This window comes from Paenibacillus sp. FSL M7-0896, from assembly GCF_037975415.1.
Lineage (GTDB): Bacteria > Bacillota > Bacilli > Paenibacillales > Paenibacillaceae > Paenibacillus_AQ > Paenibacillus_AQ silagei.
On sequence record NZ_CP150250.1, the window covers coordinates 546,905 to 558,915 of the forward strand.

Consider the following 12,011-nt stretch of genomic DNA (forward strand, 5'->3'; position numbering starts at 1 on the left):
GATGGACCACTATCTGTCGTCGGCCCCCTGGAGGGAACTGGCGGAGGATTACCGGATGAGGCTGGGGGAGCCGCCTGCGGACAGCGTTCGCACCATCGCTCTGCGTGAGCTGCAGGATGAAGCGGTGTGCCGCGAGTATGTTAGCTGGCTTAAGGATTATATCGGTGCGCCGGACCTGCAGGTTGCGGCTTCCATGCTGGCCAAGCGGATCGGCTATCTGTGGATCGCGCCAATACTGACCGCCATGACCGTTCATAATCGTGAAGTCTTCTTCCCGCTGGACAGAAGCTTCCTCTATCATCCGTCTTCTACAGAAGAGACGACATTCCCTTTCCTGGCACTGGACGGGCTTCAGTCAGCCTCCCCACCGGAGGATAGGGGAGTGTGGCGTGAAGCTGTTATTGAGGAGAATTTTGCGGCACGGCTTGCGCCGCTGCTGCAGACGATTGCCGCAGTGGGCCCCGTCTCCATGGCCGTGCTGTGGGAGAATATAATGGTGCGTATTGCCCCGCTGTATGCGCTTGGAGCAGACTCATCCGGCGAAGAAAGGCTGCGGATGCAAGAGGATTTTGTGTATCTGACCCGGACGGCTCCCGGTGCATTGTTCGGCGCAAGACGCAATCCATTCACCCGGTTCACCGAGGGGAATGACGAGGGTCCGGTTGCGAAGAGCAAGCGCATTACCTGTTGCTTTTACTACCGGATGTCCGGGGAATATTGCAGAAAGTGTCCGAAAATTGACAATGAGAATGAATCTCAATTAAAATGACAGCAGGTCTATCCGTTAAGCAAAGGATACTGTTGTCAGGAGATGAGAGAAATGCCGCAACAAGAACAGGCAAGTCTATGGAGTGATACAGCGGTCAAGACACTTGATGTGCGCAGCGGTACTGTGCCGCCCGGCGGTGTGCTTAGCGAAACGGGACTGGCGGCAAGTCAGCTGCTGCTGGCCATCGGCGGGCAGGGAGGGCTTGTGATGAATGGTGAAGGCTGCCATGTCCAGGCCTCTTTTGCTTGTCATGCCGTCAAGGGATCAGCCTACACTCTGAGTGCGGAATCAGACAACATTCATTATACAGCTATTAGCTACAAGGCCATTCCTATGGCGGGAGCAGCACATGTGCTCTTCCCGCAGCGCGATCACCCGCTGCGCACTTCGTTCATTCACCATTCCGGGTCCCCGGCGGAGCTGCATATGGCGGCGGAGAGAATTGCCGCCAAATGGAGCCGGGGAGAAGGGCTGGAACGCTTCCATGCCAATGCGCTGCTGCAAGGTATGCTCTACGAGCTTATTATGGAGCATGAACGCGGTCAGGGCGGGGTAGAGCCCGATATGGTGGAGGTTGTTGCTGCCTATATCGAGGGGCACTATCGTCAGGAGCTGGGGCTTAAAGAGCTGGCCGCGCTGGCCGGATGCGGCGTGCGGCAGCTCCAGCGGCGGTTCAAGCAGGAGAAGCGGCTCGGCCCGATGGAATACGTAATCCGGCTGCGGATGGAGAGCGCAGAGCGGATGCTGCGTTATACGGATGCTTCCATCGGCGAGATCGCTGAGCGGACAGGCTACCGCGACATGTATTATTTCAGCAGGGCGTTCAAGAAGCATTATGGAGTCCCCCCGCAGCTCTTCAGGCGCACTGCCGCTTCAGCTCCCGCTGTGCTCTCCGCTCCTTCGGGACGGTCAGAGAGCGTGGCCTTCCCGCACGGGTCACCACAGGGTCCGTTGATCCACCATCTGCGCGGCGAATATCGTGTCACCGCTGCTCCGCAGCAGATCGCCGTACTCGATGTCCAATATGCGGACCATTTACATGCCCTGGGGATGTCCCCCGCAGGAAGCGTAGGCTTCGGAAGCGGGTCGCTGAATTTCCCCGCTTATTTCCGGGAGAGATTATTGCAAACGGAAATGCTCGGAACCTATGAGTACCCGGACCTGCTGGCTGTTGAACGGCTGCGCCCGGATCTAATTATCTGCACCGAGGTGCATGCTCCGCACTATGAACGCTTAAGCCAAGTGGCGCCAACGATCATGTTCAAGCGCAATGAGAGCTGGCAGACGATTCTGAGGCTGTTCGGCGAACTGACAGGCAAGCAGGCGGAGGCGGAACGGATTATTGCCGATTACCTGCGCCGTACGGCATTGCTGTCCGCAGAGCTGGCTCCGGTACTCGCGGGTAAGAGTGTGGCTCTGATCCGTCCGCGGGAGTCCATCGTCCGGGTTCATACGGCTTCTCACCGCACAGGCGCTGTGCTGTACCACGACCTTGGTCTGCCTGCTCCGCGATTTGTGGCGGAACCCGCCTCCGACACAGCCTACCATATTTCCGTGGACAGGCTGCCGGCCGTGCATGCCAACTACTACTTTTTGCTTAGTAATGAGAGGATGCAGGAGGGAATATCGATGACAGAGCACAGTGTGAGGGGCATGCTAGGTGCAGACAAGCGGCAGCTTATATATCCGGTAGATGCTGCTACCTGGATCGGCTGTTATGGACCGACAGGCATCAACTGCATTCTGGATCAGGTGGCCCAGGCGTTACTGGCTTGAGCGGACTAGCGGCAGACGGAACCGCTGCCAATTACATCTCCCGATCATACTTGAACCGGTAATAGATGCCGTATCCAATCGTGAACAGGTAGGCGAATACCAGTAACAGCACCACGGTGAGGTCAGCCTCCATCAAGGCAAAGGCGAGCATTAAAGCCCCGAATACAAAAACCATCATATCATAGGCCTTCGCCTTCGCCCGGGTTGCAATGGCGATATTGCGTTCATCGTTCTTGTTGATCTCCATCTGCTTGGCGATGGCGGGGCTATTCTTCAATGCGCGCTGTCCGATGAGTTCCCCCATCCCGCTGCCGAACAGGCCGGAGCCCAGTCCGATACAGATAAAGGGCAGTGTCCGCAGCACCCCCTCCGGCTCTTGAACTGTTCTAATGAAGTACAGACTGCCTGCCAGCAGGACTACACCTGCAATAACCAGAAGATAAGCCGCGACGGATTTCTTCATCAATTCTCTTCCTCCTCATAAATAAAAATCTCCTCAATGCTCAGCCCGAAATAACGGGCAATCTTGAACGCCAGCAGGATGGACGGATTATAGCGGCCGTTCTCCAGTGAACCAATCGTCTGCCTGGACACCTCAAGCGCCGCTGCTAATTCCTCCTGCCTGATTCCGCGCTGCTTGCGTAATTCTTCCAAACGGTTGTTCATGGAATCACTCTCTTCATGGAAAGTTAACTTTACATGGAGAGTGTATCGCATGACGATCTAAATGTAAAGTTAACTTTCCATAATTGAATGAATGGAGAGGTTGGTCACTCCCTATATGCGAACGTCCGTGCTACAATACTCTCTGTGAATATATGGAAGGTGGTGGGGCAGTGACTGCAAGACGATGGGTGATGACGTTCATACGGATGCACAAGCTGGTATTTGTATGCGGTTTCCTGGTAACTACGGTAATGACCCTGGTGAATCTGATATATCCGTTCCTGGGCGGACGGCTGATTAATATCGCTTTTTATGACCAGGATCTGAAGGCCTTCCTGAAGCTGTGCCTGATCTATGCCGGCATTCTCCTGTTCAATCAGTTCATTGTAGCAACGCTTAATAATCTGATCTCCTCCCAGCTGATGACGGGGTTCGTGTTCGATATCCGGCGGGCGCTATTCCGCAAGATTCTGCATCAGAAGGGGAAGGATCTCTCCGGGATGTACAGCGGCGACCTGATCAGCCGGATGAACCGCGATGCCAAGGACATTATGAATCTCCTCTTCTGGAGCGGACTGTGGGGGTATTCCAATCTGCTGCATATTGTGTTCGCCGTGGGCTTCATGTTCTATTATCATGTCCTACTGGGCGTGTTCACGGTTGTGCTGGTTCCTGTGGTGTTCATGGCCTCGAGATATTTCAAGCAGAGAGCGCTCCGGATCAACCGGGATCTGGCGGCAGAGCAGGGCAGGCTGTCCTCGTACTTATTTGAAATTGTGGCCAATATGCGGGAGATCAAGCTGCTGAATGCCGGGAGGCTGGTAACCCGTACCTTTCTCAGGCGGACAGTCTCTATCCATCACAAGAATGTGGATAATGGAAGAATTGAGGTATCCACCGAGCGGGTGAATGCATTCATCACACTTGCCGCACAGCTGCTGCTGTTCATCATATGCGCCCGGCTCATTGTGAAGGGGCAGATGCAGCTTGGTGTTTTTGTGGCTGCCGCCAGCTATTTCAATATGGCGGTGACTTACTTCAGCTCGATGAGCGGCAAGATTACCGATACCTGGGGGCAGTCGGTGTCCTTACAGCGTGTTGCGCAGCTCCTGAATGAGCAGGAGGAGGACTATAGAGAAGCGCTTCTGCCCACACTGATTAAGGAGGGGACGATTGAATTTCGTAATGTCAGCTTCGGATATACGGAAGAGAGGCGGGTGCTGGACGGGTTCAATCTCCGTGTGGAGGGAGGGAGCACCGTGGGCATTGCCGGAAGGAGCGGAGCCGGGAAAACAACGCTAGGAAGCCTGCTCTGTAGCCTCTATCCCGTTGACGGCGGCGAGCTGCTGATCGATGGCCGCAATGTGAACGAATATAACCTGCACAGCTTGCGGAGTCAGGTGGGCGTGGTTCATCAGGAGACGGTTCTGTACGATAACACGCTGCGGTATAATCTCTCTTTTACGAATAACCGTGATCGGGACAGCCTGTTACTCGAAGCACTTAAGAGAGCTGCGCTGCATGAGCTGGTCCAGAATCTCCCGGAGGGGCTGGACACAGTGCTGGGGACTTCCGGGCAGGAATTATCGGGCGGCCAAAAGCAGCGTCTGGCTATTGCACGAATCCTGGTCAAGAACCCAAAAATTCTGGTGTTCGATGAAGCGACTTCGTCCCTCGACAGCAAGAATGAGGCGCTGATCCGGCAGATGACCGGTGAGCTTGCGCAAGACCGGACGCTGATCATCATTGCCCATCGGCTGTCCACACTTAGAGGCTGTGACCGGATTGCGGTGCTGGAGGATGGCCGGGTCACAGGCTACGATACTCACGACGTGCTGATCAGAAGCAACAAAACGTATATAGATCTATTCAGCGAACAGCGTGCAGGAGGCGAAGCAGTATGACCATGACAAGATGGGCCGCCTATAAGGCGCTGACTCAGGGAATTGAAGGTGTCCGTAAGCCGCTGCTGGCGCTCGTGCTGTTCAAGCTGTGGAATCTGGTCTGCGGACTGCTTCCGTTATTCCTGTACTCTCTGCTCGTCAACCGCGTGCTGGTGGAGAAGCACCTGAGTGGGCTATGGCCGGTTGTCGCGGGTTATCTGGGAGTATTCGTGCTTACGACGTCCGGGATTGCGGTCAGCAAGCGCTACTCCAACCAGCTGCTTCTGAAGTATGACCTCAGGCTTAAGCGCAAACTGCTGAATAGAGTGCACAGCCTGGATTATGAGGAGTATAGCGGGTACAGCATTGGTGATCTGAAAAGCCGGATCGAGCAGGATTCAGCCGTAGCCGGGCGGTTCTTCACGGTTCATCTGTTAGATTTCAGCTACGCTGTCCTGTATGCTGCTGCGCTGGCTGTGATCCTTGTAAGCTATGACTGGCGGATCGCCCTCCTTAGCTTCGTCTTCGTTCCGGTCTCCCTGCTGACCGTGAATCTCCTGGGCGAGAAGACGAGGAAGGCGGGGGAGGAGCTCTGGAGGCTGCAGAACAGATACGAATCTTTTTTACATGCGAGTCTGCAGAACTGGAAAGATATGAAGACCAATAACCTGGAGGAGGCCCAGCTAGAGGAATTGAACGGGCATTATGCGGCTATTCGTCCGGTGTGGTTCCGCAGCCAGCTCTATCAGCACCTGGGCGTTACGTATTCGTTCTTCACCAAGAACTTCATTACCCAGCTGTTCATCTATTTCATTGGCGGACTCTTCGTGATTAAGGGCTACTCGGAGGTCGGAGTCCTGCTGGTGTTCATCAGCTTCTACGGGCAGTTCTTCGGGTTCATCGAGACGATCAGCAATGGCCTGATGAATTACAAGAATGATTCGGTGAATATCAGTAAAGTAATCGGACTCTTGCAGGCAGAGGCGGACCAGCGGCCTTACAAACGCATTAGCGGACAAAAGATTGAGGTTCAGAATTTGCAGTTCCGCTATGAGGGGACGAAGGCCTTCGCACTGGACGGGATTTCGTTCTCGGTGGGGAAGGGGGAACATCTAGCCATCGTAGGGCAGAGCGGCAGCGGCAAATCTACCCTTGCCAAGCTGCTGACGGGACAGATGAAGCCCCAGGGCGGGAGCATCCGCATCGGCGGCACGGATCTGCATGCGGTGAACAGCGGGAGTGTGGCGGCCAAGGTAAGCATTGTGGCGCAGGAGCCTGTTCTGTTCAATATGACGATCCGGGAGAACCTGCTGCTGGCGAGGGACGGGGCAACGGAAGCAGAGCTGATTGCCTGCTGCCGCAGCGCCAATATCTATGACTTCATTGCATCGCTCGAGCAAGGGCTGGATACGGTTGTCGGGGAGAAGGGGGTGAAGCTCTCCGGGGGCCAGAAGCAGCGGCTGTCGATTGCGCGGGCGCTGCTGCAGAAGCGGGACATTATTATTTTCGATGAAAGTACAAGCGCCCTGGACCCTGAGAATGAGAGCGGCATTAGGAATGAGCTGAACCGTCTGTCTGCCGGAACTACCATGATCTCGATTGCGCACCGTCTTTCTACAATTCAAGACTGTGACAAGGTGCTGGTTCTGCAAGCCGGGAAGGTGGCAGCCTGCGATACCCATGCTAACCTGCGTGGCCGGAATGAAGCTTATGATCTGCTGTTCCACAGCCAATACGCCGCCTTAAGCCATACCACAGAACTTGTTCATTGACGGCGTCTCCGCCCGGTAATATATTAAAATTAAGATTAACTATGTCCGTGACAGACTGTAGAGGAGAAGAGAAATGAGCCCGACCCATGTATGGATACCTGTCGTATTTTATTGGCTGCCGATGCTCTTCTTTTTCTACATGGGAATGGATGTGCTGCTGCGCAACCCGCGGCGGATCGAACATCGTCTGGTAAGCGCTACAATTCTGTGCTATTTCCTGATGTTCCTGGAGGAGTACTTCCGGTATATGCTGCCCATGGAATATAGTCCGCTGCTGGCTGCGGTCTGGTTCGCCAATGTCGGTATCCTTATTCCAGGGCTGGGCTTCCATCTGATTGCCCGGTTAATCGGCTTGCATAAGCGGATGTCCCGGCCGTGGTACCCCTATCTGTTCCACATATTAACGCTGGCTATTCCGGCGGGACTCATTGGTCAACGCTCCTATACTTCTGTGCAGCTGTTCACCGTAAGCGGAGTTTGGAAATGGCCGGTGGCCAATGCGGCGTACTACGGGACACTGACAGCCAGCTTAGTGCTGAGCTTCGTTCCGATCGTCATGCTGCGAAGTAGGCGCAAGTGGAGTGCCGCCGATCCTGATTATCAGGAGCATGGCGGTATCTTCAAGCTGCTGGAGTATGGCTCCTGGGTGACATTCCTCTGGGTAGCGGTGTTCGGCTATTTCCGCTTCAATGAAATGCTGCCGCCTTATACGTATATCTACGGAGGACTGATCTGGTGCTTCGTTCTTCGGCTGTCCATGCAGCGGTATGAGTTCCTTAATCATGCGGGACAGCGCTACAAGAAGATGTTCCAGATCAATTCACAGGCTGCGCTGCTCGTCTCGTTGTCAGGCAGCATTAAGGAAGCGAATCCGAGTGCCGGTAAGATGTTTGGCCGTCTGACCCTGGGGAAGGCTAATCTTACCGATCTGGGCGGTGCAGAGATCGTGGCGAAGCTTAAGGTACAGGACGATATCAGTGAGCTGGAAATGGTTCTGCATAACGGGGAGAGTCCGGTCGAGGTGATGATTAACGGAGATTACGTGACCGTGGATCATGAGATCCATGCGGTACTGCTCATCCGGGACATCCGGCTGCGCAATCAGCATGTGCGGCAGATTGCCTTCATGGCCTACCATGATCCGCTCACAGGGCTGCCGAACCGCAGGCAATTCTATGATAAGCTGGAGGAGACTCTTGCAGAAGCAGAGCGCAGCGGCGGGGAAGTAGCCATCCTCCTACTTGATCTTGACCGGTTCAAGCAGGTGAACGACCGCTGGGGTCATGAGGCCGGGGACCAGATGTTATGCAAGGTAGCGGGCATGATCCATCAGCTGGTTCAGCCGGACGGGCTGGCGGCCCGCTTCGGCGGAGACGAATTCGTGCTGTTCTGCCCCGTGGGCGGGGACGGGCTGACCGCCGCAGAGCTGGAGCACCGGCTGCTGGCGGCGGCTGCACAGGCCACGCTGGATTATGAAGGCGAAGAGCTGAAGATCGATATGAGCATCGGCATCAGCTTGTATCCGCAGGACGGAACGGCTCCGGATGCTCTTTTGCGCCAAGCCGACAAGCGGATGTATGCGATCAAGCGGGGAGAGGCGGAGGGAAATCATGAGATTTGAGATTGGCGGGGGGATGGATTTAATTGAGGAGACTGTGCGGCAATTCCTGTCTGATAAGGCAAAGGTCCTTGATATCGAGAGCACCCGATTGCATTCGGGCTATCAGGCGGTGGATTTATTCCGGCACAGGATTCTCTTGGAGAGTGAAGGCAGACAAGAGTACAGCTCTGTGATTACCAAAATGGCGAATGGAATTGAACGGCGGGTAATGAACCGGTTATTGGATCAGGGGGCTAATGTCCCTTTTAATAGAGCGGGTAATCTGGATTCGGACCATCGGGTGCTCCTATGTATTCAGGACGTAGATTATAAGACGAATTATCAGAATCTGGATATTGGGATGCTTCAGCACAAGGAAATGCAGGCGCTGGCTTATATTCATAACCGTAATCGCGGATTGCAGGAGGAGTTATCCTGGCTCCCTAGGGTTAGCCGTACATACATAGAGACTATAATTCATGGAGTATGGCGACCCGCATGGGAAGAGGCCAAGCACAATGAACGGTTCGTGGAGACCTTCGGGACGTATATTTCTGAAATCGATGCCGTATCGGGGAAAATCGTGGACGAGCTCGAAGCCGTCTGGAAGGATGAGACCACTCACACGCTTATACATAATGATCTGAATCCCGGAAATGTACTGGTACACAATAATGATGACGTTATGTTCATTGACTGGGAAGAAGCGCGGTACGGTTCCCTGTTCCTCGACATCCCTATGCGGTTTGACCGGTCTCAAGCTGGAGAATACCGTGAAGTGCTGGCTTCGCTGGGATGGGAGCTTCCTGCGGATACGTTCGGGCAGAGCTATAGAGCTGCTTCATGGTATCTCGGCCTGCGTTATATGACTTGGAGCTTGGGGGCCTGGCTAAGGGACCCTGGCACTGAGGCGGGGCTGCGGCGGTATTTGGATATGGTTACAGCCATATAACTACGATCACTGGATGGAATACTGAACTAGCGAAGGTTAATGCCTATCGTTTATACTGATACAACCAATTCATTTCATAGGAGCTGTGTCACATACCATGATCAAGAAAGAAGCCGCACATATACGCAAGCAGTTCAAGATGGACCATGATCAGCTGAATCTGTACGATATTCTGAATGTCTATATTATGAAAGAAACGAATGAAATCTACCACTTCGAACGCCAGCCGTTCGCCATGCTGGAACGCGAGAAGCAGGAGCTGTATATGAGTAACTTCCGGAAGCTGCTGACGGGCGAGCTGGACCAGAAGCTGTTCGAGCTGAAGTTCCTGGAGGAAGCAGAGGAGCCGTCGCAGGTGATGCTGCACCAGGGGCTGATAACCGGTGACCCGGAGGAATGGCAGGACCTGATGCTTATGCTGGTGGACAAAATGCTGGTGGATGCCAAGTATGAGAAGGATGCGGTCATCACCTTCGTACGGGGACAATACTTCCGGCCGACCAAGGCGCGTAATGATGAGGCCGAGGAGACCGGGAAGGACGAGGTATTCGCGCATCCGTTCATTCTGTGCAGCGTGAATTCCACGGAGCAGCAGCGTAAGACGCTTTTGTTCGATTATGTGGAGCGGGAGTTCAAATACAATATCATGGTGGATCCCATCATCAAGCTGAGCACGCCGGAGCAGGGCTTCTTCTACCCGAGTGTGACCGACAACTATTCGGATATCAACCGGGTGCTGTACTGCACGGGAAGCGCGAATAATCCGAACCCGCAGTTCATCGAGCAGGTGCTGAATGCGGAGCGGTCGGTGACGGCGCTGGAGGAACGGTCTATTTTTGAGGACATTGTGAAGGAAGTGGCGGGCGAGCAGATCGATGTGGCGACCATTGCTCAGGTGTACGAGGAGATTCATCAAGTGATTGAGGACAACGCGGAAGAGGAAGAGCCGCCGAGACTTGATTACCGCGATGTGGAGCGTGTGCTGAAGGCCAGCGGCGTGGAGGATGTGACGGCGGAGAAGGTGGAGCGCGCGTTTGAGACCATCGTGGATAATAAGCACTATGAGCTGAAGGCCAGCAGCGTCATCCCGAAGTTCACCTCCAAGTCGATCAAGATCGATACGAAGGTTGCATCCATCACGATCAGCCCGCAGGACCTGAGATATGTGCGGCAGGTGAATTACCAGGGCAAGCGCTGCATCATGATTGAGATTGATGAGGATGCGGTGATTGAAGGCTTCACGCTGTTGACGGAGAACTTATCCTAACCTGTACACATGTATATTGAAAAAGGGCTATCCCGATGTCTCCTTACGAGAGCGGGAAGCCCTTTTTGTGTAGGGCTGGTACGAGTGCGCACGGCCCAATGCCAACAAACCTGCCTTTCAAGGCACAACGCCAGCATGAAAATGAGTAGCGAGAGTTTATCGCAGGTTGTACCAAATGTAATTTCACAGAAAACCGACTACAATTGGACCGTGTGCGCTGGGTACGCGAAGTGTAGTCGGAAAAGCGACTACATTTGGACCGGGTGCGCTGGGTAGGCGAAATGTAGTCGAAAAACCGACCACAATTGGACCGTGTGCGCTGGGTACGCGAAGTGTAGTCGGAAAAGCGACTACAATTGGACCGTGTGCGCTGGGTAGGCGAAATGTAGTTGGAAAAGCGACTACATTTGGACCGTGTGCGCTGGGTAGGCGAAATGTAGTCGGAAAAGCGACTACAATTGCACCGTGTGCGCTGGGTAGGCGAAATGTAGTCGGAAAAGCGACTACATTTGGACCATGTGCGCTGGGTAGGCGAAATGTAGTCGGAAAAGCGACTACAATTGGACCGTGTGCGCTGGGTAGGCGAAATGTAGTCGGAAAAGCGACCACAATTGGACCGGGTGCGCTGGGTAGGCGAAATGTAATCGAAAAAGCGACTACAATTGGACCGGGTGCGCTAGGAAGAGCTCCCGTATTTCTCCCAGACCGCTGCATACTTCTTCTCCAAGATCGCCCAGCGCTTCTCGGCGCCGTATTTCGCTTGGAGCTGCTTCAGATATTGCTCCGCAGTCTCTGTATCCCCTGTATCCAGCAGGAACCCGAAGGTCTCCTCACTTAAATGCAGTGCTATCTTCGGCATATAGTATTCAATAATGGCCCTGGCATCGGTTAGGGTATACATGAATTGGAGCCCCTGATCCAAGTGGAGCAGCAGGTCTGCCGTGAACTTGTCCACATCTACCTCCGGAGTCAGGAAGTAGCGTTCCGGGGCGGCGGGGACGATGTTCCTGATCCGGACATAGAAGTGAGGCAAGCCCAGAGACGAAGCAGGCCTATATTGCGCAAGCTCTTCGGAATTAAGGCTGTAATTCACATAGAAGCTGAGTTCCTTGTGTGTATTGTACTTGAATTTCTGGATATTGATTTTATAGCTGAGTTGGCCTTCTGTTTTGTAGAAATTCAGATCCTTTGTGCGATAACCCCGTTCGGAGAAAAAAGGTTTGACGTCCTGCTTGATGATCTGCGTGAACAATTCCTTCATATTTAATAATTCATTCATAGTAAGTAAATCCTCCTTCACCTGGGTTGATAATAGGCTGCATATTA

The 12,011-nt window shown here is 53.9% G+C and carries 10 protein-coding genes; 7 read left to right on the plus strand and 3 right to left on the minus strand.

What is annotated here, in order from left to right:
* The first annotated feature begins 1 nt into the window (after position 1).
* Entirely contained in the window at positions 2-769 is a 768-nt protein-coding gene (locus MKY12_RS02275; protein ID WP_339312766.1) for a (2Fe-2S)-binding protein, read from the plus strand.
* A gap of 51 nt (positions 770-820) precedes the next feature.
* Positions 821-2,545: a helix-turn-helix domain-containing protein gene (locus MKY12_RS02280; RefSeq protein ID WP_339312767.1), complete on the plus strand. Its 1,725-nt coding sequence runs from the start codon at positions 821-823 to the stop codon at positions 2,543-2,545.
* A 31-nt stretch (positions 2,546-2,576) separates the two neighbouring features.
* Here the strand turns inward: MKY12_RS02280 and MKY12_RS02285 are convergent, their stop codons facing one another.
* Together MKY12_RS02285 and MKY12_RS02290 are read right to left on the minus strand one after the other, a co-directional pair.
* Positions 2,577-3,008 carry a hypothetical protein gene (locus MKY12_RS02285; RefSeq protein WP_339312769.1) on the minus strand — a complete coding sequence of 144 codons (432 nt, stop codon included), beginning with the start codon at positions 3,006-3,008 and terminating at the stop codon, positions 2,577-2,579.
* A complete protein-coding gene (locus MKY12_RS02290) occupies positions 3,008-3,211 on the minus strand; it encodes a helix-turn-helix transcriptional regulator (RefSeq protein ID WP_036730779.1) in 204 nt (67 codons plus the stop codon). The genes MKY12_RS02285 and MKY12_RS02290 overlap by 1 nt, the downstream gene beginning before the upstream one ends.
* Positions 3,212-3,381: 170 nt before the next feature.
* On the opposite strand from MKY12_RS02290, the gene MKY12_RS02295 reads away from it, so the two are divergent.
* The 5 genes from MKY12_RS02295 to MKY12_RS02315 all read left to right on the plus strand — a co-directional run bounded on the left by MKY12_RS02295 (position 3,382) and on the right by MKY12_RS02315 (position 10,685).
* Positions 3,382-5,115: an ABC transporter ATP-binding protein gene (locus MKY12_RS02295; RefSeq protein WP_339312771.1), complete on the plus strand. Its 1,734-nt coding sequence runs from the start codon at positions 3,382-3,384 to the stop codon at positions 5,113-5,115.
* The gene (locus MKY12_RS02300) at positions 5,112-6,866 is read left to right on the plus strand and encodes an ABC transporter ATP-binding protein (protein ID WP_339312772.1); all 1,755 of its coding nucleotides are present in this window, start codon (positions 5,112-5,114) and stop codon (positions 6,864-6,866) included. The genes MKY12_RS02295 and MKY12_RS02300 overlap by 4 nt, the downstream gene beginning before the upstream one ends.
* A 73-nt stretch (positions 6,867-6,939) precedes the next feature.
* On the plus strand, positions 6,940-8,487 hold the full coding sequence (locus tag MKY12_RS02305; protein ID WP_339312774.1) for a GGDEF domain-containing protein: 1,548 nt from the start codon (positions 6,940-6,942) through the stop codon (positions 8,485-8,487).
* Positions 8,477-9,418 (plus strand): phosphotransferase, encoded by a 942-nt coding sequence (locus MKY12_RS02310; RefSeq protein ID WP_339312776.1) that lies wholly within the window; start codon positions 8,477-8,479, stop codon positions 9,416-9,418. Before MKY12_RS02305 ends, MKY12_RS02310 begins: the two co-directional genes overlap by 11 nt.
* 97 nt (positions 9,419-9,515) lie before the next feature.
* Complete coding sequence (locus MKY12_RS02315; RefSeq protein ID WP_036730773.1) at positions 9,516-10,685, plus strand: DUF4317 domain-containing protein; 1,170 nt, start codon at positions 9,516-9,518, stop codon at positions 10,683-10,685.
* Positions 10,686-11,361: 676 nt separating this feature from the next.
* On the opposite strand, the gene MKY12_RS02320 is transcribed toward MKY12_RS02315, so the two are convergent.
* Positions 11,362-11,964, minus strand: a complete 603-nt coding sequence (locus MKY12_RS02320) for a DUF4304 domain-containing protein (protein ID WP_209991962.1) — start codon at positions 11,962-11,964, stop codon at positions 11,362-11,364.
* Between the last annotated feature and the right edge of the window lie 47 nt (positions 11,965-12,011).